Annotated in this window: 20 protein-coding genes; 3 read left to right on the top strand and 17 right to left on the bottom strand. The window is 34.1% G+C overall.

The window, feature by feature from the left end; genetic code table 11:
- Positions 1 to 46: 46 nt before the first annotated feature.
- From prmC to CN925_RS08610, 9 genes are all read right to left on the bottom strand, one after another.
- Entirely contained in the window at positions 47 to 907 is an 861-nt protein-coding gene (prmC, locus tag CN925_RS08650) for a peptide chain release factor N(5)-glutamine methyltransferase (protein WP_098845852.1), read from the bottom strand.
- Positions 907 to 1,974: a peptide chain release factor 1 gene (gene prfA, locus CN925_RS08645; protein ID WP_098845851.1), complete on the bottom strand. Its 1,068-nt coding sequence runs from the start codon at positions 1,972 to 1,974 to the stop codon at positions 907 to 909. Before prfA ends, prmC begins: the two co-directional genes overlap by 1 nt.
- A 219-nt stretch (positions 1,975 to 2,193) precedes the next feature.
- Positions 2,194 to 2,808, bottom strand: coding sequence for a thymidine kinase (locus tag CN925_RS08640; protein WP_098845850.1), 615 nt, complete (start codon positions 2,806 to 2,808; stop codon positions 2,194 to 2,196).
- 208 nt (positions 2,809 to 3,016) lie between these two features.
- Positions 3,017 to 3,262 (bottom strand): type B 50S ribosomal protein L31, encoded by a 246-nt coding sequence (locus CN925_RS08635; protein WP_025671035.1) that lies wholly within the window; start codon positions 3,260 to 3,262, stop codon positions 3,017 to 3,019.
- A gap of 159 nt (positions 3,263 to 3,421) precedes the next feature.
- Positions 3,422 to 4,696 carry a transcription termination factor Rho gene (gene rho, locus CN925_RS08630; RefSeq protein WP_025671034.1) on the bottom strand — a complete coding sequence of 425 codons (1,275 nt, stop codon included), beginning with the start codon at positions 4,694 to 4,696 and terminating at the stop codon, positions 3,422 to 3,424.
- Between the two features lie 293 nt (positions 4,697 to 4,989).
- Positions 4,990 to 5,955: a class II fructose-bisphosphatase gene (gene glpX, locus CN925_RS08625; protein ID WP_098845849.1), complete on the bottom strand. Its 966-nt coding sequence runs from the start codon at positions 5,953 to 5,955 to the stop codon at positions 4,990 to 4,992.
- A gap of 72 nt (positions 5,956 to 6,027) precedes the next feature.
- A complete protein-coding gene (locus CN925_RS08620) occupies positions 6,028 to 7,326 on the bottom strand; it encodes a UDP-N-acetylglucosamine 1-carboxyvinyltransferase (RefSeq protein ID WP_098845848.1) in 1,299 nt (432 codons plus the stop codon).
- Positions 7,327 to 7,749: 423 nt separating this feature from the next.
- A complete protein-coding gene (locus tag CN925_RS08615) occupies positions 7,750 to 8,604 on the bottom strand; it encodes a class II fructose-bisphosphate aldolase (protein ID WP_098845847.1) in 855 nt (284 codons plus the stop codon).
- A gap of 295 nt (positions 8,605 to 8,899) precedes the next feature.
- Positions 8,900 to 9,277, bottom strand: a complete 378-nt coding sequence (locus CN925_RS08610) for a response regulator (protein ID WP_025671030.1) — start codon at positions 9,275 to 9,277, stop codon at positions 8,900 to 8,902.
- A gap of 202 nt (positions 9,278 to 9,479) precedes the next feature.
- Between CN925_RS08610 and CN925_RS08605 the strand changes: the two genes are divergently transcribed.
- Positions 9,480 to 10,004 (top strand): DUF2529 family protein, encoded by a 525-nt coding sequence (locus CN925_RS08605; RefSeq protein WP_098845846.1) that lies wholly within the window; start codon positions 9,480 to 9,482, stop codon positions 10,002 to 10,004.
- A gap of 57 nt (positions 10,005 to 10,061) precedes the next feature.
- On the opposite strand, the gene CN925_RS08600 is transcribed toward CN925_RS08605, so the two are convergent.
- The 6 genes from CN925_RS08600 to CN925_RS08570 form a co-directional block, all read right to left on the bottom strand.
- Positions 10,062 to 11,663 carry a CTP synthase gene (locus tag CN925_RS08600; protein WP_098845845.1) on the bottom strand — a complete coding sequence of 534 codons (1,602 nt, stop codon included), beginning with the start codon at positions 11,661 to 11,663 and terminating at the stop codon, positions 10,062 to 10,064.
- 314 nt (positions 11,664 to 11,977) lie between these two features.
- Positions 11,978 to 12,526 (bottom strand): DNA-directed RNA polymerase subunit delta, encoded by a 549-nt coding sequence (gene rpoE, locus CN925_RS08595; protein ID WP_098845844.1) that lies wholly within the window; start codon positions 12,524 to 12,526, stop codon positions 11,978 to 11,980.
- Between the two features lie 247 nt (positions 12,527 to 12,773).
- Complete coding sequence (gene icmF / locus CN925_RS08590; protein ID WP_098845843.1) at positions 12,774 to 16,013, bottom strand: fused isobutyryl-CoA mutase/GTPase IcmF; 3,240 nt, start codon at positions 16,011 to 16,013, stop codon at positions 12,774 to 12,776.
- Between the two features lie 128 nt (positions 16,014 to 16,141).
- Positions 16,142 to 17,272, bottom strand: a complete 1,131-nt coding sequence (locus tag CN925_RS08585; protein WP_098845842.1) for an acyl-CoA dehydrogenase — start codon at positions 17,270 to 17,272, stop codon at positions 16,142 to 16,144.
- Between the two features lie 406 nt (positions 17,273 to 17,678).
- Positions 17,679 to 18,860 (bottom strand): acetyl-CoA C-acetyltransferase, encoded by a 1,182-nt coding sequence (locus CN925_RS08575; protein WP_098845840.1) that lies wholly within the window; start codon positions 18,858 to 18,860, stop codon positions 17,679 to 17,681.
- A 137-nt stretch (positions 18,861 to 18,997) separates the two neighbouring features.
- Positions 18,998 to 21,106: a (Fe-S)-binding protein gene (locus CN925_RS08570; RefSeq protein WP_098845839.1), complete on the bottom strand. Its 2,109-nt coding sequence runs from the start codon at positions 21,104 to 21,106 to the stop codon at positions 18,998 to 19,000.
- A 213-nt stretch (positions 21,107 to 21,319) separates the two neighbouring features.
- Here CN925_RS08570 and cls point away from each other — a divergent pair, with 213 nt between their 5' ends.
- Both cls and uvsE read left to right on the top strand, forming a co-directional pair.
- A complete protein-coding gene (gene cls, locus CN925_RS08565) occupies positions 21,320 to 22,513 on the top strand; it encodes a cardiolipin synthase (RefSeq protein WP_098845838.1) in 1,194 nt (397 codons plus the stop codon).
- Positions 22,514 to 22,555: 42 nt separating this feature from the next.
- On the top strand, positions 22,556 to 23,512 hold the full coding sequence (uvsE, locus tag CN925_RS08560; RefSeq protein ID WP_098845837.1) for a UV DNA damage repair endonuclease UvsE: 957 nt from the start codon (positions 22,556 to 22,558) through the stop codon (positions 23,510 to 23,512).
- A 232-nt stretch (positions 23,513 to 23,744) separates the two neighbouring features.
- Here uvsE and CN925_RS08555 read toward each other — a convergent pair whose 3' ends face one another.
- Both CN925_RS08555 and sigI read right to left on the bottom strand, forming a co-directional pair.
- The gene (locus CN925_RS08555; RefSeq protein WP_098845836.1) at positions 23,745 to 24,803 is read right to left on the bottom strand and encodes an anti-sigma factor domain-containing protein; all 1,059 of its coding nucleotides are present in this window, start codon (positions 24,801 to 24,803) and stop codon (positions 23,745 to 23,747) included.
- 2 nt (positions 24,804 to 24,805) lie between these two features.
- On the bottom strand, positions 24,806 to 25,534 hold the full coding sequence (sigI, locus tag CN925_RS08550) for an RNA polymerase sigma-I factor (RefSeq protein ID WP_180232904.1): 729 nt from the start codon (positions 25,532 to 25,534) through the stop codon (positions 24,806 to 24,808).
- Between the last annotated feature and the right edge of the window lie 131 nt (positions 25,535 to 25,665).

The following is a 25,665-nucleotide window of genomic DNA, read 5'->3' as shown; positions in this document are numbered from 1 at the left end:
TACATGGACTTTTTGTAGTCAACATCAATACGATTCACTATTCAAACTAACCATTTACCATATAAACCATACGGTCTTTGCCATTTATATCGAAAACAACTTCAACATTTGAATTCGGATACGCTTCTCTTAAAATATTTGCAACTGATTCACCTTGATTGACTCCAACTTCAAATGCAACGAGTGATTTTTCTTTTAATACTTTAGGCAAGTCATTTGCAAAGCGACGATAAAAATCTAGACCATCTTCCCCACCTACTAAAGCACGGTATGGTTCGTGATCCTTAACTACGTCATCTAAACCCAACCAATCCTCATACGGAATATATGGTGGATTTGATACAACAATATCAACTTTCCTGTTTTCTTCAATAAAGTAATTCAGTAAATCATTGTGTATAAAGTGGACATTTGCCTGTAACTCTTGAGCATTTCGTTTAGCAACTTGGATAGATTCTTCTGCAATATCAACTGTATGAACTGTTAATTGTTTATTTTCAAGCGCTAGCGAGATTGCAATTGCCCCACTACCTGTTCCTACATCTACTAGCTCAAGATGGTCTGAATCCTCCCAATGCTTTTGGATACGTTGAAGCACACCTTCCACTAACTCTTCTGTTTCTGGTCTTGGAATTAGTACTTCTTCATTAACGAAGAACTTTCGACCATAAAAGTATTCATACCCTATTAAATATTGAATTGGTTGGCCACCTATGTGCTTTTGAACTAATCCTTGAAACTGTATCCAATGCTTTTCATCTAACTCTTCTCTCATATTTATCAGTAATTCTGTTCGATTGTAGTCTAAAAGATGTTTTAATACAATTTCACCCACATTTACATCACGACCGTGTTCTTGTAAAAAAGAAGAAGCCCATTTTAGGGCTTCATATATCTTAGTTGTCATTATTGACTTTGTTCCATTCGTCTTGCTTGATCATCCATAATTAACGCATTAATAATTTCGTCGATTTTACCTTCAACGATTTGATCAAGCTTTTGAATAGTTAATCCAATACGGTGGTCAGTTACACGGTTTTGTGGGTAATTATAAGTACGGATACGTTCTGAACGGTCACCTGTACCTACTGCTTGCTTACGGTTTTGATCGTATTCTGCTTGTACTTCTCTTTGGAATTTATCATAAACCCTAGCACGAAGAACCTTCATCGCTTTTTCTTTATTCTTAATTTGTGATTTTTCATCCTGACATGATACAACTGTATTTGTCGGAATATGGGTTAAACGTACCGCAGACATCGTTGTATTTACTGATTGTCCACCAGGACCACTTGAAGCAAATGTATCTACACGAATATCTTTTTCATGAATTTCAATTTCAACTTCTTCAGCTTCTGGTAACACTGCTACAGTTGCAGTTGAAGTATGAATTCGTCCTCCTGATTCTGTTTCAGGAACACGTTGAACACGGTGTGCACCATTTTCAAATTTTAGTTTTGAATACGCACCTTTACCATTTATCATAAAGATAACCTCTTTAAAGCCACCTAGCTCTGTATAGTTACCTTCAATGATTTCTGTTTTCCATCCATTGACCTCGGCATAACGGCTGTACATACGGTATAACGTAGCAGCAAATAATGCAGCTTCGTCTCCTCCCGCAGCACCACGAATTTCAACGATAACGTTTTTATCATCGTTAGGGTCTTTTGGAATTAAAAGGATTTTTAAACGTTCTTCTAAATCCTTTGATTCGTTTTCCAAATCATTTAATTCTTCTTTGACCATTTCGCGCATATCAGCATCAAGCTTCTCTTCAAGCATAGCTTTTGCATCTTTAATTTGTTCTTTAACTGATTTATATTGACGGTATACATCAACTGTTTCTTGTATGTCTGATTGTTCTTTTGAGTATTCTCGTAACTTTTTCGAATCATTTATAATTTCCGGGTCACTAAGTAAATCGTTTAATCTATCATAGCGATCCTCTACAGCTTGTAATCGATCAAACATAATTTTTCACCTCGACATTTTCGTCTTAAATATATATCGAAAGAAGCGATTCTAAATCGCTTCTTTCATTTTAAATTCTAAGGAAAAGCGCAAATAACACTTTATCCACAATTATTACTGTCCAGTTCAAAAAGCTAGCTCTTCGATAAGAGCTGGGCGAGCTTTCTCCACATTTCTAAGTATATGGTCTAAATAGCTAATTTTCAACCTACTGTGAAATTAATCGTTCTGACTTTGAAGTGCTGGTTGAATTGTTTTCGTTGGTACTTCGTGACAGTGGCGACATCTTGGTTCGTAAGATTCAGATGCACCTACTAAAATAATAGGATCTTCATAAAAAGCTGGTTTACCATTTATCAATCTTTGCGTTCTACTTGCAGGTGATCCGCATGAAGCACAAACTGCGTTTAATTTCGTTACATGTTCTGCAATTGATAATATTTCAGGAACTTTACCAAATGGTAAGCCTCTAAAGTCCTGGTCTAAACCTGCACAAATGACCCGTTTTCCAGAGTTCGCAAGTTGTTGAACAACTAAAACTATTTCATCATCGAAGAATTGAATCTCGTCAATTGCAACTACTTCAACTTCTTCTGTAACGTACTTAAGAATATGTGATGAGTGTGTTACTGCATATGCAGGTACTTTCATACCTGTGTGAGACACCACTTCTACTTCACTGTATCGATTATCAATTGATGGCTTGAATGTAACACAACTTTGCTTGGCAAACTGCGTACGACGAACACGGCGAATTAGTTCCTCTGATTTTCCAGAAAACATACTTCCGCAAATCATTTCAATCCAACCATTTTTTTTCATCATAAAGAACATTATGTGTCTCACCTTTCTATATCAGTACAAAGACTTGTTTATTATTTATTTTAAACGCCGGTTAATTCAGCAGTAATATCATTCGTATAAGTATCATGACTATTTATATAAAAATTCACTAAATTGAATTAAACTAGTATGTTATGTGACTATAAATGCGTAAAAAAAGCAGGCAAAGTAGCAATAACCCGCCTGCTTTTCATCAATATTACTTAAGGCCGTATTTTTTGTTGAAACGTTCAACACGTCCTGCAGCGTTAGCAAATTTCTGACGTCCAGTGTAGAATGGGTGAGAATCAGAAGAAACCTCAACTTTGATTAGAGGGTAAGTTTCGCCATCTTCCCATTCAATTGTTTCGTTAGAATATTTTGTTGATCCGCTTAAGAATTTGAAACCAGTGTTAATATCCATAAACACTACTTTCTTGTAATTAGGATGAATATTCGCTTTCATGTTTTTCATCTCCTTCCGCCCTGAAATCCTTGAAATCAGAGTTATAAGAAACCATGTGTATACCACATAATTTACATTTCACATACAAATGAAATTATAGCAACTAACCCGGGAGAATGCAACCCACTATTTCTCTTTCAGACTGCTTATATCTTCCAACTATTTATTAGAGACTGGCGTTTTTCTACTTTCTTCAGTCATTGTATTGAAGAAATCTTCATTTGTTTTCGTTTGACGAAGCATTCTGAAATAACGTTCAACAAAGTCTGGAATATCTGACATTGTTTTTCTCATTAACCATAGCTTGTCCAGATGATCTTTTGGTATTAATAGATCTTCTTTACGCGTTCCAGAACGACGGATGTCAATTGCTGGGAAGATACGACGTTCAGCTAATGAACGGTCTAAATGAAGCTCCATATTACCAGTACCTTTGAATTCCTCATAAATAACATCATCCATACGTGAGCCAGTGTCGATTAGAGCCGTTGCTAAAATCGTTAAACTTCCACCTTCTTCGATATTACGTGCAGCACCGAAGAATCGTTTTGGTCTATGGAACGCAGCAGGATCAATACCACCTGATAATGTACGGCCACTTGGTGGAATAACTAAATTATACGCACGAGCTAACCTAGTAATACTATCCATTAAAATAATGACATCTTTCTTGTGCTCAACTAGTCTCATAGCACGCTCTAATACTAATTCAGCAACCTTTATATGACTATCAGGCGTTTCATCAAACGTTGAACTTACAACATCACCTTTTACAGATCGTTCAATGTCCGTTACCTCTTCTGGACGCTCATCAATTAATAATACAATTAGTTCAGCTTCAGGATGATTTGTTGTGATGCTATTTGCAATTTCTTTTAATAATTCTGTCTTACCGGCTTTTGGAGGAGCAACGATTAAACCACGTTGACCAAATCCTACTGGGGCAATCATATCAATAATTCTTGTAGAAAACTTAGCAGGAGATGTTTCGAGCTTCATTTGTCTATTTGGATATAATGCAGTTAATCCCGGGAAGTGAACTCGTTCTTTAGCATTCTCTGGATCATCTCCATTTACTGCTTCTACTTGAAGAAGACCAAAGTATCTTTCATTTTCCTTAGGCGGACGTACCTTTCCAGAAACCTTATCACCATTTCGCATGTCAAAACGACGAATTTGAGATGCAGAAATATAAATATCTTCTGAACTTGGTGAATAATTAATCGGACGTAAGAATCCATACCCTTCTGAAGGGATAATTTCTAGTACACCTTCCATGAACATTAATCCATCCTTTTCCGCTTGCGCTTTAAGGATTGCAAAAATAAGTTCTTTTTTCGTTAATTTGCTGTAATACGAAATTTTCATTACCTTCGCATGTTCATATAAATCTTTTAATTTCATGTTTTCTAATGCAGAGATTGTTAAACTCATATAACACCACTCTTTACTTTTATTCGTTCATTCATATTAGGGTTTTCTTAATTCGGAAGGTTATTTAGAAGGTTTTTTGAAGGAAACTTACATAAAGTATTACTCTTTAGTGTAACCTTTTCCCCTAAAAATATTCTAAGTAATTAGAATTAATAGGTTTACTATCTATTGAGATTATAATTCGAAAGAGTTTTTTATGCCAACTATTTTTCGACTAAACTATTTAATGACTCTTTCCTTTAGTAAATAAAGGAAAGAGTCATTATTTTACTAAATTAATATCAAACTTTTAATTATTTAATAACTAGGTTTGGTTTTTTGTTTAGACTGTGACGTCCATCTACAAAACGAACAGTTCCTGATTTAGCACGCATTACTAACGATTGCGTAGTTCCTACATTCCCTTTGTATTGTACACCTTTTAGTAATTCTCCATCAGTTACACCAGTAGCCGCAAAAATTGCGTCGTCACCCTTAACTAAATCGTCCATATATAATACACGGTTTGGATCTTCTATACCCATACGTTTGCAACGTTCGATCTCTTCTTCATTTTGAGGTAACAACTTTCCTTGAAGTTCTCCACCTAAGCATTTTAAAGCAACTGCAGCGATAACTCCTTCTGGTGCTCCACCGCTTCCAAATAAAATATCAACACCAGTGTGATCAAAAGCTGTGTTAATTGCACCAGCTACATCACCATCGTTAATTAGTTTAATACGAGCACCTGCAGCACGAATTTCTTCAATTAATTTCTCATGACGTTCTCTATTTAATACGGTTGCAACGACTTCATTAATATTTTTACCTTTTGCTTTTGCTACTGCTGTTAAGTTTTCAAGAACAGACGCATTGATATCAACTTTACCAACCGCTTCAGGTCCTACCGCAAGTTTCTCCATGTACATATCAGGAGCATGTAATAAATTACCATGGTCAGCAATGGCAATTACTGCTAAAGCATTCCATCCACCAGATGCGACGATATTTGTACCTTCAAGTGGGTCAACTGCTACGTCCACTCTTGGACCATATCCGTTACCAAGTTTCTCACCGATATAAAGCATCGGAGCCTCGTCCATTTCCCCTTCTCCAATTACAACTGTTCCCTTCATAGGAATCGTATCAAATACATCACGCATTGCTGTTGTAGCAGCATCATCCGCTTCATCCTTTTTACCTAAACCCATCCATTTTGCAGATGCTAATGCTGCTGCCTCAGTAACTCGCACTAACTCCATTGATAAACTTCTTTCCATTTAAAACTCCCCCTTTGATGTAAATGAAAACTATCTTAATTATGTTAAACTGGAGTATATAGACACCCAATCTTACGCATTTTTTAATTGTTCAACTTCTTCCTTAGTTAGTTGAACACGCCAAACATTCGCTCCTAATCCTAGAAGCTTTTCAACTAGATCCTCATATCCTCTATCAACATGCTCTAATCCAGTTAATTCTGTTTTACCTTCTGCAATAAGTCCTGCGATAACTAATGCCGCTCCAGCACGTAAATCACTAGCTTTTACACGACCGCCTTGTAATTTTGAAGGGCCGGAAATAATTGCCGTACTACCTTCAACTTTAATGGTTGCACTCATTCTTCTAAGTTCATCGATATGCTTAAATCTTGCACCATAAATTGTATCTGTTATAACGGCTGTCCCATTTGCTTTCGTTAATAGCACAGAAAACGGCTGCTGTAAGTCAGTCGGAAATCCTGGATAAACTAAAGTTTTGATATCTACTGATTTTAGTTCTTTATTAGATCCTGTGACGATAATTTGATCATCATTCGTATCAATATTTATATTCATTTCTCTCATTTTCGCTATAAGAGATTCTAAATGATGAGGAATAACATTATCAACAATAACCTTGTCCCCTTCTTGTACAGTAGCAGCAGCTAATATTGCATAAGTTCCTGCTTCAATACGATCAGGGATAATTGTATGTGTGCAGCCAGATAATGATTCTACTCCATCAATTCGAATGACATCAGTACCAGCACCTTTAATTTTAGCACCCATACTTGTTAATAGAGTAGCTACATCAACAATTTCAGGCTCTTTTGCAGCGTTTTCAATAACAGTTCTACCATTTGCTAAAACCGCTGCTAACATGATATTAATCGTTGCACCAACACTTACTACATCTAAGTATATACGTGCGCCTTTTAGTTCTTCTGCCCTTAAATAAATTGCACCTTGCTCATTTGTTACTTTCGCACCTAATGCTTCAAAACCTTTTATATGTTGATCAATAGGTCTTGGTCCAAGATAACATCCACCTGGTAAACCGATAACCGCTTGTTTAAATCTACCTAACATTGCACCCATTAAATAATAAGACGCGCGTAATTTTTTTACCTTACCACTTGGAAGTGGCATTGCAACCATATTTGATGGATCAATCATTATTTTTTCATCAGATATTTCTACTTGACCCCCTATTTCCTCTAAAAGGTCACATAGTGTTTGGACATCTGAAATAGAAGGAACTCCTTCAAGTGTTACAGGTGAGCTTGCTAAGATAGTTGCTGGGATTAAAGCCACTGCACTATTTTTGGCACCGCTAACACGAATAGTCCCTTTTAAAGGTATACCGCCTTCTAATACAAGCTTTTCCATAGTATACTCCCTTCTAAATGAGCAGAAGAAAATAGTAGAGAAGTAAAGTGTTTAAACTTCTCAACTGTCGAATAGTTTCTACCTATTTTCTCCAAAATTCTACTTCTCTAATCTTAGTTTATACGAGAGCTACAGTCTAATAAAGACTTTTGCTTCGGTTTGTTATTCACGATAACTTGAAATTCAATAAAAATTGAGTAAAACCTTTAAATTTATTTGATTAGTTATTAAAGTGAAATAGTATTTGGTTAATTTTTAAGCTAGACCTAAACTTATTCTAATCATTATGATCTTATATCTTCAAGTCTACATGAAAATTTATTGTTAAAAAAGGCTTTGTTAAACAAGAAAACCGCCTAAACATAATTTAGACGGCTTAATTTATTATAATATATCATATTTTAAGCTAAAAAACTTAAAATATTATGCTTTGTTACTAGTACCGAACTCACGGATTTTGCCAGCTACTGTTTCGATAATTGCTTCGCGGCCTGGTCCAAGAATTTTACGTGGATCGTATTGTTTTTGATCATTTGCAACAAATTCACGAACAGCTTTATTGAAAGCAATTTGGTTCTCAGTGTTTACGTTAATTTTTGCAGTTCCACGAGCGATTGCTTTTTGAATTTGTTCAGTTGGGATTCCAGTTCCACCGTGTAATACTAATGGTACATTAGTTTCGTTTCCGATTTGTTCCATTTCATCAAAACCTAATTTCGGTTCACCTTTGTATGGTCCATGAACAGAACCTAATGCTGGAGCTAAGCAATCAATGCCAGTACGCTCAACTAGTTCTTTACACTCAGCTGGATCAGCATAAATAATGTCTCCAACAACGTGATCTTCTTGTCCACCAACAGTTCCTAATTCAGCTTCAACAGATACACCATGAGAATGAGCGTAGTCTACAACTTTTTTAGTTGTTTCAACGTTTTGTTCAAATGGATCGTGAGAAGCATCAATCATTACTGAAGTAAATCCAGCGTCAATTGCAGCTTTACATGCTTCAAAGCTTGAACCGTGATCAAGGTGAATTGCTACAGGTACAGTAATTTTTAAATCAATTAATAAACCTTCTACCATCTTTACAACAGTGTTAAATCCACCCATGTATTTAGCTGCACCTTCAGAAACACCAAGAATTACAGGTGATTTTTCTTTTTCAGCTGCAGTAAGAATAGCATAAGTCCACTCTAAGTTATTGATATTGTATTGACCAACAGCGTATTTTCCTTCTTTTGCTTTATTAAGCATTTCAGTCATAGATACTAAAGGCATTTTAAGCCCTCCTTATATACTCTTTTATGAAAATTATTCTGCACCCATAATTTTACTAACAAGAATATAATGCTACAAATTGTTCTTTATTATGTAAATTATAAGGTATTTATATCACATCATAAGAATACAAAAAATGAAATGAAAACACAACAAATATCATCTAATGTTCGTTTATTCGTAACATTTTTGACAGATAATAGATATTTTAAGCTATTTCACCTGCAAATCCCGTAAACGCTTACATTTCTCTGTGAAAAAATAAAAGCAGATGGTCCGCTACCCATCTGCTATTTTACTGCTGAGATTGTGGTTGAGAAGTATGCTCTCTGACAACCTTTTTAATTTCATCAATATCAAATGGTTTTGGAAAATATTGTAGTGCTCCTAATTTTTTAGCTTCTTCAATAATATCGAGTTCACCATAAGCCGTCATCAATATAACTTTAATGTCTTTATTAATTTCTTTGATGCGCTTTAGAATCTCCACTCCGTCCATACCTGGTATTTTCATATCAAGAATAACTAAGTCGGGACAATCCTTCACTACAATATCAATTGCTTGAAAACCATTAGCTGCTTGAAATACCTCATAGCCTTCTTTTTTGAAAATTTCGTGTAAAAGCAAACGAATTCCGTACTGATCGTCTACTATAAGTAATTTACTTCCCAAAAATAGTACCACCTTTCTAAACCAGATAACCTTACTTATAAATATACAAATTCCCCTAAATTTTTACATTCTACTTAAAAACCTTTTTTTCCTGCATTAGTTTGAAAATTTTACAAATAATTACTTTTTTTAAATTTTTTGTATCTATCTAAATTACAGTATAATGGTTAGACCATACTTTTATAAGAGGGAGTATTAGATAATGTTAAAAATTTTTTCGACACAATTAAATGGAGTTTTTCAAAAAATACTTAAGCAAGAAGAAGTATTTGAAGATGCTTCACGCTTCTTAGCACAGGCAGTTATAGGCGAGGGATGCGTTTATGTACATGGTACAAAAGAATTCGCTGGTATTGTTTCAGAAATAACTGATGGAGCAGAACAAAACAACTCAATTAAACCGTTAATGATTAACGGCGAAATTCAGCAATTATCTCCAGTAGATCGAGTACTTTTATTTACAAGACAGACAGATGATCAAGAAGCTATTCTTCTTGCTAATAAACTATCCGAATCAAACATTGGAATAGTAATCGTCTCTACCACAATTAATGGAGAAGACCAATTATCGGAACTTGCTGATGTATTTATAAACTATGAGTTAACGAGAAAACTCGTTCCAAATGACGAGGGAGAAAGAATTTGTCTTCCAACCCTACTCACAGGATTATTTATTTATCACTGTTTACTACTTACAATGAGTGAAATCCTATCAGATTTCGAATAAAAAAACAAAAACACCCAGCATGATTTTTATAAAATCTGCTGGGTGTTTTTTATTTCCTTAACGTTTGTTTTGTAGTGATGCTCCTACAAAATCTCTGAATAATGGTTGTGGTCTATTTGGACGAGAAATAAACTCTGGGTGGAATTGTGAAGCTACAAACCATGGGTGATTTGGTAACTCAATAATTTCCACTAAACGACCATCTGGGCTAGTACCTGAGAAGATAAATCCTTCTTGCTCCATTTGTTGACGGTATTCATTATTGAACTCATAACGATGACGGTGACGTTCGTAAACAACTTCTTCTCCGTATGCTTCGTATGCTTTTGAACCTTCAACTAATTTACATGGATATAAGCCTAAACGTAATGTTCCACCTAAATCTTCTACGTCTTTTTGTTCTGGTAGTAAATCGATAATTGGATAGTTAGTAGTAGGATCGATTTCAGCTGAGTGAGCACCTTTCAAACCTAAAACATTTCTAGCAAATTCAATTGACGCAATTTGCATACCTAAACAAATTCCTAAGAATGGTACGTTATTTTCACGAGCAAATTGTGCTGTTAAGATTTTACCTTCTACACCACGATCTCCGAATCCACCTGGTACAAGAATTCCATCTACATCGCTTAAAAGTTCATTCACGTTAGCTGAAGTAACTTCCTCTGCGTTAATCCATTTAATTTCAATTTCGCTATCAAAAGCATATCCTGCGTGCTTTAATGCTTCTGCTACTGAAATATAAGCATCTTGTAATTCTACATATTTACCAACAAGCGCAATTTTTGTTGATTTAGTTAGGTTTTTAACTTTATCTACTAAAGAAATCCACTCTGTCATATCCGCTTCATTTGTTTGTAATTTTAAATGATTACATGCGATGCTGTCTAAACCTTGTGCTTGTAATGCTAATGGGATTTCATAAAGAGTATCTGCATCTACACACTCAATTACATCTTTAGCATCTACATCACAGAACTGAGCAATTTTATCTTTCATTTCTTGTGGTACAGATGTTTCAGAACGTAATACAATAACATTTGGTTGAATACCAATACTACGAAGTTCTTTTACACTGTGTTGTGTTGGTTTTGTTTTTAACTCACCAGCAGCTTTAATATAAGGTAGAAGTGTACAGTGAACATACATTACATTGTCACGACCTACATCACCTTTAATTTGACGAATAGCTTCAATAAAAGGTAGTGACTCGATATCACCTACTGTTCCACCGATCTCAGTGATAACAACATCAGCATTCGTTTCACGACCCGCACGGAAAACTTTATCTTTAATCTCATTTGTAATATGTGGGATAACTTGTACAGTTCCTCCTAAGTAATCTCCACGACGTTCTTTTTGTAAAACTGTAGAGTACACTTTACCGCAAGTTACATTGTTGAATTTAGTAACGTTAATATCAACAAATCTTTCATAATGACCTAAGTCTAAGTCTGTTTCTGCACCATCATCTGTTACGAAAACTTCACCATGTTGGTAAGGACTCATTGTTCCTGGATCTAAGTTAATGTATGGATCAAACTTTTGAATTGTTACATTTAATCCTCTGTTTTTTAGAAGTCGTCCTAAAGATGCAGCTACAATCCCTTTACCAAGAGAAGAAACTACGCCACCTGTTACAAAAATATACTTTGTCATAATTGAGCCCCTTTCATTTTTAGCATTCGTATTTTATTTTTCCTTACAAGAAATTACAAAGCTAAACCATTATAAAAAATTATTTAATAATATTTTGTATGCATGCTTTATTGTCATCCAAAATTGGGTTTTTTCATGCAAATTTTTAACAATTGAATCTAAATCAAACAGTTTTTTTATTGTTTTATTACATTGTGTATTTGTAAAAAAACAAAGACGCCCCCTATTTAAAATAGGGAGCGTCAAAATATATTTCGTTCTTTTTAAAGAGCCCAATAAGAATTCTACTCATTCAGTACTTAAAAGTCAAGAACTTATAGTTCTTCTTCCTCTTCAAATTCATCTAATTCTTCATCTTCTTCATCATCTAATTCAAGATCTTCATCATCTAATTCAAGATCTTCATCATCTTCATCGATTTCTTCGTCATCAAACTCATCAGTTTCATCGTCTTCAACTAGATCTTCATCTAATTCGTCTAATTCAAGTTCTTCCTCTTCAAAATCTTCATCTTCAGATAGATCATAGTCTTCGAACTCATCATCTTCTTCTAATTGTTTACGTTTCTTCTTAGGTTTTGCAACAGGTAATACTTCTTCTTCCGCTTGATCATATGGATACCAAGCACGTAATCCCCAACGGTTTTCACCTAGACATACGAAACGGCCATCAATATTTAATTCTGTATAAAATTGAGGAAGTTTTTCTAATAGAGCCTCTCTAGTTACACCTAAAACTGTTGCCATTTGGTCTACTAAATCATAAAAAGAAATAGGTTCCTTTGTTTCAGAAAAAAGTTCATATGCTAATTCAATAAGCGATAATTCTTTTAATTGCTCTTCCGAGTATTGCGTTAGACTCAAGGTAAGCACTCCTTTAAAAATAATATTTTCACCATAATCTAATGACATTATGTATAAATTTTACTTGTTAGTTATAAAATACATATCTTTCATTATAAACAAAACTAAGTTAAATATGCTAGCACCTTGTCTATATTTTTCAATATTAGATTAATTTTTCACGAAAATAGTAAAATGAGCGTCTAAAAGACGCCCATTCTACCTAACTTCAGCCATATGTCCTTTTCTTTTCTTTCACAATTCTTTTTTACATATTTCTACGGTATTGTCCGCCTACCTCGTATAATGCTTGCGTGATTTGTCCTAAACTAGCAACGCGAACAGTATTCATTAGCTCTTCGAATAAATTACCGTTTTGGCGTGCAACTTGTTTTAATTGTTCTAGAGCGACTTGCGCTTCTGATTTGTGTTTCACTTGGAATTGTTCTACATGATCAATTTGTGATTGTTTTTCTTCGTAACTTGATCTAGCGATTTCCATAGTATTGATTGATTCCATTTGTTCGTTAGGATTGATGTAAGAGTTAACTCCTATGATTGGAAGTTCACCACTATGTTTAAGTGTTTCATAATAAAGTGACTCTTCTTGAATTTTACCACGTTGATATTGAAGCTCCATCGCACCTAATACGCCACCACGGTCACTGATTCTCTCAAACTCTTTTAAAACTGCTTCTTCTACTAAGTCTGTTAGCTGTTCAATGATAAATGATCCTTGAATTGGGTTTTCATTTTTCGATAGGCCATTTTCTTTTTGAATAATAAGCTGAATCGCCATTGCACGACGTACAGATTCCTCAGTAGGAGTTGTAACAGCCTCATCATATGCATTTGTATGAAGTGAGTTACAGTTATCATATAAAGCTAATAACGCTTGTAATGTTGTACGAATATCATTAAATGCCATTTCTTGAGCATGTAATGAACGACCTGATGTTTGAACATGGTATTTAAGTTTTTGGCTACGTTCAGATGCACCATATTTTTCTTTCATCGTAACTGCCCAAATTCTTCTTGCTACACGTCCTATTACTGAGTACTCAGCATCAAGTCCATTACTAAAGAAGAACGATAAATTATGTGCAAAATCGTCAATCTTCATACCTCGACTTAAATAATATTCAACATAAGTGAATCCATTCGATAAAGTGAATGCTAGTTGTGAAATTGGATTTGCTCCAGCTTCTGCAATATGGTATCCAGAAATTGAAACTGAATAATAATTACGAACATTATTATCAATGAAATACTGTTGAATATCTCCCATCATTTTCAAAGCGAATTCTGTTGAGAAAATACATGTATTTTGCCCTTGATCCTCTTTTAAAATATCTGCTTGAACAGTACCACGAACTTTTTGTAAAGTTTCTCGCTTTATTTCAGTGAATTCTTCAACTGTTAAAATTCTACCTAATTCTTTTTCCCTTTTTTCAACTTGTTGATGAATAGCAGTATTTAAGAACATAGCTAAAATTATTGGTGCTGGACCATTAATTGTCATAGAAACAGATGTTTGTGGACTACATAAATCAAAGCCTTTGTAAAGCTCAATCATATTATCTAAAGTACATACATTTACGCCACTCTCACCAATTTTCCCAAAAATATCAGGACGAATTGCTGGGTCTTCTCCGTATAGAGTTACTGAATCAAATGCTGTACTTAAACGTTTAGCTGGATCATTCTCACATAGATAGTGGAATCGTTTATTTGTTCTGCTTGGTGGTCCCTCTCCAGCAAATTGTCTCTTCGGATCTTCATCTTGACGCTTGAATGGGAACACGCCGGCTGTAAATGGGAAATATCCAGGTACGTTTTCTTTCGCTACCCATCTTAATAAATCTCCATAATCTCTGTATGTCGGTACAGATACTTTTGGTATTTTTGTACCTGACAAAGTTGTAGTAGTTAAATCAACTTTAATTTCTTTATCTCTAATTTTTTGTACTAGTTGATCTTTTGAATAAGCTTCTTTAATCAATTTAAAATGATTTAGAGCTTGTTTTGTAGATGGAGCAAGAGATTCTTCAAATTTATTTTTTAAATCTACTAATGTATGTTTTGCATCTTCAATATTTTGTGACTCTATTTCAGAAAGCGTTCCTTCAATTTGATAAAGCTTTGAAGCTTTTTGAGCCTCAACTTCAGTTTTTTCGTGATAGTTTCTTACAGTTTCTGCGATTTCTCTTAAATAAAAACGACGATTACTTGGTATAATGACATGTTGTTTCTCAACATTACCCGGCTTAATATATGTCGTACTCCACTCATTTGCAGTGTGTTTTTCAATTGATTTTGTTAAAGCTAAAAATAAATTATTAGTTCCTGCATCGTTGAATTGGCTAGCGATTGTTCCGTATACAGGCATTGTAGCTGGATCATCATGGAAAAGATGGCGACTACGTTGATATTGTTTTTGAACAAGACGTAATGCATCTTCAGAACCTTGACGTTCAAATTTATTAATTGCGATTAAATCTGCAAAGTCAATCATATCAATTTTTTCTAATTGAGAAGGTGCTCCAAATTCACTTGTCATAACATACAAATGAATATCACTGTATTTAGTAATTGCAGCATCGCCTTGACCTATACCACTTGTCTCAACAAAAATAACATCAAAATCAGCTGATTTTAATATTGAAATAGCATCCTCTAATGCATTTGAGATCTCAGATTGACTATCTCGAGTAGCTAAACTTCTCATATACACATTTGGATGGTGAATTGAATTCATACGAATACGATCACCTAATAGCGCTCCACCTGTTTTACGTTTTGTTGGATCAATTGAAACAATACCAATTGTTTTTTCTGGAAACTCTTGAATAAAACGGCGTACTAGTTCATCCGTTAATGAACTCTTACCCGCTCCACCAGTACCTGTCATACCAATGACTACACTTTTAGTAGTTTCTGTTTTTTCTAATGTTGCAGCCAACTCTAGACTTGAATCAAGAGAGCCTTTATTTTCAGCTAAAGTAATAAATCTTGCAATTTCTTTATGATTTGTAGCAGATAGTTTTTGAACGTTTTCTAAGTCCTTCAAAGGTGGAAGAAAATCAGTGCTTTGTAGCATATGATTGATCATTCCTTGAAGTCCCATTATACGGCCATCTTCAGGTGAATAGATTTTTGTAATACCGTATGCTTCTAGCTCTTCTTGCTCTTTAGGCAGAATTACGCCGCCACCGCCACCAAATAACTTGATGTGAGATGCGCCTCTTTCTTGAAGCAAATCGTACATATATTTAAAGTACTCCATATGTCCACCTTGGTAGGAAGAAATTGAAATACCTTGTACATCCTCTTGAATTGCTGCGTTAATAATTTCTTCTACAGATCGGTTATGGCCTAAATGAATAACTTCAACACCATTTTCTTGCAATAATCTTCTAATCATATTGATTGAAACATCATGGCCATCAAATAAACTTGATGCAGTAACGAAACGAATCTTGTGCTTAGCTTGATACTTTTCTACCATACTAATCATCCCCCGAAATTATAATTGCCTTTTTTGTAAAAGAAAACTTGGTAAAGGAAATCCATTTTCCCTTGTACCAAGCGTTCCTAATCATCTTAATGCGAAAAGAAGCATAAAATATTTTATTTTTACAGCATTCTTGAGATTACTAGTTTTTGAATTTCTTGTGTTCCTTCATAAATTTGTGTAATTTTAGCATCCCTCATAAAGCGTTCTACCGGATAATCTTTTGTATATCCATACCCACCAAATACTTGTACTGCTTCTGTTGTAACTTTCATTGCAGTATCTCCAGCAAATAATTTTGACATTGCAGATTCCTTGCCATATGGAAGTCCATTAGATTCCAACCATGCAGCTTGATAAGTTAATAGACGAGAAGCTTCAATACTAGTTGCCATCTCCGCAAGTTTAAAAGAGATACCTTGTTGAGCAATAATTGGTTTGCCAAATTGAACACGCTCTTTAGCATAATCAACTGAAGCATCTAAAGCACCTTGTGCAATCCCGACTGCTTGAGCAGCGATTCCATTTCTACCACCATCAAGGGTTTGCATCGCAACTTTAAATCCTTTACCTTCTTCTCCTAATAGATTTTCAGCTGGGATACGGCATTCTTCAAAAATAATTTCAGTTGTTGGTGATGAACGAATACCTAATTTACTTTCTTTCTTACCAACTGAAAAACCTGGCGTATCACTTTCAACGATAAACGCAGAAACTCCGTGTTTATTAGTAGGGTCAGTCACCGCAAATACAACGTAAATTTCCGCTTCTCCACCGTTCGTAATAAATATTTTCGAACCATTTAATATATATTCATTTCCTTCTTTTCTTGCAGTCGTTCTCATACCACCAGCATCTGATCCAGATCCTGGTTCAGTTAATCCATATGCACCGATTTTTGTTCCTTGTGCTAACGGTTTTAAGAATTTTTGTTTTTGTTCTTCTGTACCAAATTTATATATCGGCCAACTAGCTAATGAAGTGTGTGCTGATAAAGTTACACCTGTTGAAGCACAAACTCTAGAAAGTTCTTCAACTGCGATAACGTAAGCTAAGTAATCACTACCGATTCCGCCATATTCCTCTGGGAATGGAATACCTGTTAATCCCAACTCAGCCATTTGATCAAAAATGGAACGATCAAATTTTTCATGCTCATCACGCTCAGCAGCAGACGGAGCAACCTCATTTCTAGCAAAATCTCTTACCATTTTACGAATCATTTCATGTTCTTCACTTAAACGAAATTGCATAGATCATTTCCCCCGATTTTTTGCTAGGACAAGGATCACAATTAAATAAAGGGTTTCATTAAAGATCATTATTCTATATCCTATTCCCTTTAACTTAATTGCCCCCTTATCACTGCCATGTTGTTTTTGTCGAATTTTGTAAGCGTTAACAAAAATATTTCTACTTTGACTAAAAGATAGTCTACTTCGTATAATATTAGACAAAAATCTGAAAATTCCTGTTATTTTTTGTAGAAAAATTTTTCATTCTAGAAGGAAGGAAAAACAAGATCAAGATAATAGGCAAAAAACAAAAAAAGAAAAGCAAAAATTAACAGCAAAAGGGAGGCAGTACTTAGGTGAAAGGCTCTATTCCCCTCCATACCTTTCCTGCTCATCCCATACCTGCATTTCTTGCTTTTCCCTCTTATCGTACCTCTACTAAAACTGCGTCTCCTTGACCACCGCCGCTGCAGATTGCAGCAATTCCTAAGCCGCCACCTCTGTTTTTAAGAGCATGAATTAATGAAACAATGATTCTTGCACCACTTGCTCCAATAGGATGTCCTAGAGCGATTGCACCACCATTTACATTAATTTTTTCTAAAGGTATATCTGCAATTTTTGAACTTGCTAATACTACTGCTGCAAATGCTTCGTTAATTTCAAATAAATCAATATCTGAAATCTTTTTATTTGTTTTTTGTAATAATTTTTGAATAACATATCCCGGAGTTCTTGGGAAGTCCTTTGCTTCTGTAGCCATTGATTCTGTTGCAACAATTGTAGCTAATGGTAAGTAACCATTTAGTTTTGCTTCTTCCTCGCTCATTAATAAAAGAGCTGCAGCTCCGTCATTAAGTCCAGGTGCGTTACCAGCTGTAATTGTTCCGTCACGGTCAAATGCTGGTGATAGTTTTGCTAGTTTTTCAATTGTAGTATCCACCCTTGGACACTCATCTTCTTCAATTTTTGTAACGACTCCTTTTTTATCAACTGACTCAATCGCTACAATCTCATCTTTAAATTTACCTGTTTTAATCGATTCCACCGCAAGTTGATGACTACGAAGTGCCCACTCATCTTGTTGTTCACGAGATAAGTTTTCGATTTTAGCAACTTCATTTCCATATGTACCCATATGAACTCCAGTAAATGAACAAGTTAAACCATCCAATAGAACCCCATCTTTTATCTCTGTATTCCCCATTTTATTTCCCCATCTTAAAGAGGTTTGATAAAAAGGTGTATTACTCATGGATTCCATTCCACCTGCAACTATACGTTTACTTTCGCCAGATCGAATCAATAAATCTGAAAGCATAACACTACGCATACCAGATGCACACACTTTATTTATTGTTTCTGATCTTGTTTCCCAAGGTAGTCCCGCATTATGAAGCGCCTGTCTTGAAGGTAATTGTCCTTGTCCAGCTTGTAAAACAGTTCCCATTATTACATCATCAATTGATTCTAACGGATGGTTAACACGGCTCAACGTTTCTTTAATTGCGATACCACCTAACTGGGCAGCACTAAAGCCTTTTAAAGCTCCTCCAAAACGTCCTAATGGTGTACGAACTGCACTTACTATAACTGTTTTACTCATCCCTTATTCCCCCTTAAAATTTTTATCTATTTCTCCTCTATAAAAAAATCCTATAAACATCAATTCACCAATTAAAAGGTGTACAAGTCGCACACCTTTCATTGTTAATTCATGAAAATTGTATAGTTATAGAACTTTTACGAAGCTTGGCTTTGTTTGTCACCAAAAATCGATAACTCTAACAGCTCTGCTATATCCAGTGTTTTAACACTTTCTTCTACTTCTTTTGCTTTTGTTCCATCTGATAGCATTGTTAAGCAATAAGGACAACCTGTTCCAATTACATTTGGACTGACAGCAAGTGCTTGTTCAGTACGTGTCACATTAATGCGGTTTCCAACATGCTCTTCCATCCACATTAATCCTCCACCCGCTCCACAGCACATACCTGTTTCACGTTTACGTTCCATTTCAATAAGCTTGACACCAGGAATAGCACGAAGAATATCCCTAGGAGCTTCGTAAACTTCATTGTATCGCCCTAAATAACATGAATCATGGTACGTGATCACTTCATTCACTTCATGAACTGGCTTCAACTTACCTTCTTTAACCCATTGAGCTAATAATTCTGTATGATGATAAACTTCAATTTTCAAACCAAAATCAGGATATTCATTTTTAAATGTGTTATAAGCATGTGGATCAATTGTTACTAATTTACTTACTTCTGCTTTTTCTATTTCTGCTATATTATTACTTGCTAACTCTTGGAATAGGAATTCTTGACCTAATCGTCTAGGTGTGTCACCAGAATTTTTCTCCTTATTACCTAAAATAGCAAACTTAATTCCAGCTTCATTCATAAGTTTTGCAAAAGCTAATGCGATTTTTTGGCTTCGATTATCATATGAACCCATTGAACCAACCCAGAATAAGTACTCAATTTCTTCTCCTGCTTTTTTAGCTTCTTTTACAGTTGGGATATGAATGCTTTCATCAAGTTCTCTCCAGTTTTCACGGTCTTTACGATTTAATCCCCATGGATTTCCTTGACGTTCAATATTTGTCATTGCACGTTGAGCATCTGGTTGCATCTTACCTTCTGTTAAAACTAAATAACGTCGTAAATCAATTACTTTTTCAACGTGCTCATTCATTACAGGACATTGATCTTCACAGTTACGACAAGTTGTACATGCCCAAATCTCTTCTTCAGTAATTACGTCACCAATTAAACTTGGACTATATTCCAATGTTGCTGCTGTTTCTTGATTTCCTTGGGAGGCAAATGCTAATTGATTTCCTTTTGTTTTTGAAAATGCAACAGTTGGAACCCAAGGTGCACGAGATGTTACAACTGCTCCAGTTTCAGTTAAATGATCACGAAGTTTTAATATTAAATCCATTGGTGAAAGCATTTTTCCAGTTGCAGTTGCCGGACAGACGTTTGTACAACGACCACATTCTACACAAGCATATAAGTCAATTAACTGTGATTGACGAAAGTCGCTGATTTTTCCAACGCCAAATGTCTCTTGTGTTTCATCTTCAAAATCTATTTTTTCTAATTTTCCTGCCTTCGTTAAACGATTAAAATATACGTTTGCTGGACCGGCAAGTAAATGGGCGTGCTTTGATTGTGGCACGTACACTAAGAACGTTAAAAGTGTAATTAAGTGAATCCACCAAGCAACATAAAAGAATGAAATGGCTAAAGGTTCACTAATACCATTAAAAATTGTCGCAATTAAAGATGCGATTGGTTCGTGGAAGCTCGTTTCTTCTCCACTCCAAATAATTCCCATACCATTACCAAACAATGTTGATAACATTAGTAAACCAATGAAAATTAAAACTAAACCGCTTTTCCAACCTCTTTTTAATCGAACTAATTTTTCAATATATCGTCTATGGAAGGCCCAAACTACTGCCACCAATATTAATAAAGCAACGATTTCTTCAAAAAACGTAAATGCACCATATAAAGGTCCAAGTGGTAAATGTACCCCAGGAATAAGACCTCTTAAAATAAAGTCTAAAGCTCCGGCTTGAACTAAAATGAATCCATAAAAGAATAACAAATGAATAAATCCACTTTTCTTATCTTTCAAAAGCTTTTTTTGTCCAAAAACATTGACCCAAATTTTTTGAAAGCGTTCTTTCAAATTCCTTTCAAATTCTTCTTTTTTACCTAATTTGATGTAGGCAATTCTTGTTTTAATCAGGTAAATGAATAAATAAATTGCATAAACTGTAATTGCCACAAACCCAAGTGCGTTCAAATACAAAAGTGCATGATTCATGATGTATTCCTCCCCCAATTTTACCGGCTATAAAGAAAACGCTTACTGTTTAAAAATTTATAACCATAATAATATTCAGAAAATATATAATTTAATTATATTATGAATGACTATTCAGTCAAATACTTTTTCATATTAAATTGGCTCTTTTTCATATTCTTCAATGTATATGGTCATACTATCAACACGTAAAAGGTAAAGGAGTTAAATTATATGATTCTTTGCATTTGCTTAATTGCTCTACTTTTTCTTATACTCCTTGCTGTCTTAGATCTTTATTTTGGTTATAAAGCATTTCATAAATATGATCAAACTTGTCCATTTAAAAAAAGATATAGTGAAACAATGTTAATAACGGATGGTAATAAATTGTACCAGCAACTTCTAGACGATATTACAGAAGCAAGAAGTAGCATTTCTATGCTTTTTTATATTGTCCGAAACGATGAAACATCCGAAAAATTTTTATCACTACTCGAAAGAAAAGCACAACAAGGATTACAAGTACGTTTGCTTGTTGATTGGATCGGAAGTTTTAGACTTAAGCGTAAAAGAATAAAAAAACTAAAAGAAAATGGCGTGGAAGTATTTTTTAATCGTCGGACTGGATTTCCATATACTATTTATCGATTTCAACACCGTAACCATCGTAAGATTACAGTAATAGATCAAAAAATCGGCTATTTTGGTGGTTTTAACATTGGCAAAGAATACATCGGTTTTGATGAAGAATTAGGTTATTGGAGAGATTATCATATCCGAATGACTGGTGAAGGTGTAAAGGATTTACACGTTCAATTTTTAATCGACTGGGTTAGAAGTGGCGGCGAATCCTTTACACTTATTGAAGATAATGAATTAACAAAAGGTAAAATCGAGCATCACTTCTATTCGTCGGACTTTGTACGTATCGAAAACCTATATAAAGATCTAATAGATCAAGCGAAAAAACATATTTATATTGGTACACCTTATTTTATTCCAACAAAAAAACTGATGAACGCACTTCTTGCCGCTCTTAATCGAGGGGTCCACATATGCGTAATGATCCCGGAAAAAGAAGATCACAGACTAGTTAAAGAGGCAAGTTTCCCACATCTCCTTTTAATTTTAGAAGGTGGTGGAGAAGTTTTTCATTATCAAAAAGGATTCTTTCATGCCAAAGTATTACTCATCGATGATTGTTGCTGTGATGTAGGATCCGTTAACTTTGATCGTAGAAGTCTATGCATAAATGATGAATGGAGTTGTATTTTTTCAAATGAGTCTTTCATAATGAAGATCAAAGAGATTTTCGTAAAGGACTTAGAATGCTCTAAATCATATCCTATTGGACATTATAAAAATACAACATTCCTATGGAAATGTCGCAAGCTTTTATCTAAGCTTCTTTCTCCATTAATGTAATATTTTGTACAATACAAAAACCGATGTAGAGGTGAACAAACGATGATTATTCGATTTGGATATGTATCTCATGCATTATCATTATATAATTGTTCACCTGCAAAAACTCTTACTTTTACACGTTATAAAGCCCTTGACCGTGACGAACGTTTAGAGAAATTAGTTTATGTTACATCGCAAAATATTGAAAATACATATAGGGCCCTTCATTATAATGTAGGGCAACAAATTCCCTTATATAGAATGTCTTCATCAATGGTACCTTTGGCAACTCATCCAGATGTAGAATTTGATTATATTAATATTTTTCAAAAACAATTTAAAGAACTAGGTGATTTTATTAAGAAGCATGAATTAAGAGTTAGCTTTCATCCTAACCAGTTCACGCTTTTTACAAGTGATAAACCTCATATAACTGATAATGCTGTTATTGATATGGAGTATCATTATAACGTTCTAGAAGCGATGGGTATTTCAGAACAAAGCGTCATTAATATACATATTGGAGGAGCGTATGGAAATAAAGAGCTTGCAATTCAACGTTTTTATGAAAATATAAAGAAACTCCCTACTCATGTAAAAAAACAAATGACCCTAGAAAATGACGATAAAACGTATAATACCAGTGAGACACTTATGGTTTGTAAAAACGAAGGAATTCCACTCGTATTTGACTATCATCATCATATGGCAAACTTATGTGAAGAGCCGTTAGAGAAATTATTACCCCTTATATTCTCTACTTGGGAACATACAAATTTGAAACCTAAAATTCATATTTCATCCCCGAAATCTGATAAAGAGTTTAGAGCGCATTCAGATTTAATTGACCTTGATTTTATTAAGCCCTTTTTTGACATTGTTAGATCAATTGGAAATGATATCGATATAATGATTGAATCGAAAAAAAAGGATTTAGCTTTATTGCAATTAATGGAAGATCTGTCTAAATTGAGGGGATATAAGCGAATAAGTGGTGGTATGATCGAAGTTAATTAAGATGCTGACCGAAGTCCTTTCAGGAGAAAATAAAGGGGTTAGGAAAGCATTTAAGAAGTTCCTATATACTAATGTAGCCCTTAAGTAAGTTTAACTTATCTTGAGGGCTTCTTTTAGCTTTAACAAAACTGTTTAATGAATCTGACTTTCAAGATCACTTTGTTTTGCATTTCTTGGGTTTTTATTCATTCATGAGTTTAGATTGGTATTTGGACAAAAAATGCTCAGATTATTAATCTGAGCGTTTTTTACTGCTATTTTGCCAGCCATTAATTTGTCTGTTCTCATTTCCATTGGTTTTATAACGAGTATTGCACTTATAACATTCTTTATTATTTATATATTTTCGTTGTTCATTAGTAGTTCTTCTTAATTTACGGTCATCATTATAGTCATTTTTTTTTTCGTCTTGATGCTTTTTATAGTTGGTGTATTGTTTCTTTTGATTTTGATTCGATGATTCATGGTGTTCCACTTGATGTCTATGATTCGAATAAGGTTGCTTATGTCCCCATTGCCCATCTTGATGTCTATTGTTCTGAACTTCTTGTGAATGACCTTTATTATTATTTTTTTCTTTTGCGATTGTAGGTGACTTTAAATTAGATTTGTCATTGTAATTAGTTTCGCCTTTTGTCACTTTCGTTGAATTAGAAATAGAACTTTTTTCTTGTTTATGTTGATTTTGAGTTTTAATCTTAGGCTGATTTAGTTCCTTAGATTCTGGTTTTTTTATATGACTATGGCTTTCTTGAATATCCTTCAATTCATGATTTAACTCACTTTGTTTATGTTCAAATTCTTTTTTCATTTCACCATTTAGATTGATTTTTTCATTTGGTTCAATTACCTTAGATTTCTCCATTTCACCAACTAATTCATCCATAACCAAATGGATAGGCTCGTTCTTCCAGTTATCCATTTTGTCGATTACTTTTTTACCTTGTTCATTATGACCTTTTAATTTAATAACATTTAATTGTTTGTCCAATATTAATGAAACTTTTGCCTTAGTGTCAATTGTAACCATTCCTGCGGCCAACGCTTCATTCTTGTTCTTATTTACAAATAAAAAAGAAAAAAGAATTAATCCACTAGCTATTACGACAGGTATTAATTTAGGAAAACTCATTTTCACTTTTTTATTTAAAATAATTGCATTGTTGGGGAACTGAATTTCTTCACCAATCGAATAGGATGACAATAACTTTTTACATTTTAAATACTCTCCGTTCGCAGTTAGTACAACTACGGATGAGCGGGTAATTTTTAATACAATACCATTGTTCATCTTCAGCTCCCCCTTTTCAAATAGTTTTGTAAATACATATACTCATTGACCTTTATAATGCTCATGGCAATGATATATTTTCTATGTTTTTCAAGTGTTTTTCGACTAATATTAACTTTCGTTTCTAGTTTATTCATCGGTAATTTTTTCTTTTTATATAGAAAAGTCAGCATTTCTTCATCAGATGTAATAAGGTCTACAACTGAAAAAATATGCTCTCTTGTATCTTCGTGTTTAGGTGAAACCTCAACTAAAGTTTCTAATGAAATTCCAAATTGTTTAAGCATCTCACTGAAATGAATAATTTCCTCTTTACGATTTATTTCATCAAAGTTTTTTATATAAGAGTTATACACATGGTCATCATATTGTTTATGTATATCATCTGAGTTAGTTTGTTCAAAAGTCAATGATTGGTATTTAGATTCCTTGCGAAAGAAATCAATTAACTCTCGCTTTATGATCAACTTAGCAAAAGATAGAAATGATGCACCTTTTTTATATGAATATAGTTTAATAGCTTCATGAAATGCATTTAAACCAATACTAAATTCATCTTCTTGATTAGATATATATCTTCCACAAATAGTAGAAACAGTTTTGTTTATAAAAGGAGTATATTGAACTATAAAGTCATCTAGTTCTTTTGATGAAGATTGTTGTATTGTTAATACAATCTCTTCAATCTTTTCTCTTCTTTTATAAAGCGTCTGAAAAATTGTAAGTAACAAGACCCGATCTCCTTTCAAAAGAGGATTGCTTAGCCGTTTAAACTTAAAGGCGCCTCCACTCATTATATAATCAAATGAATGTATGAGGCACCAGTTAAATTTAGTCATTAAACTTAAGCATATCTCAACCT

The organism is Bacillus sp. AFS055030 (genome assembly GCF_002574545.1).
Taxonomy (GTDB): Bacteria; Bacillota; Bacilli; order Bacillales; family Bacillaceae_G; genus Gottfriedia.
This window is presented reverse-complemented; position numbering and strand designations above follow the sequence as displayed.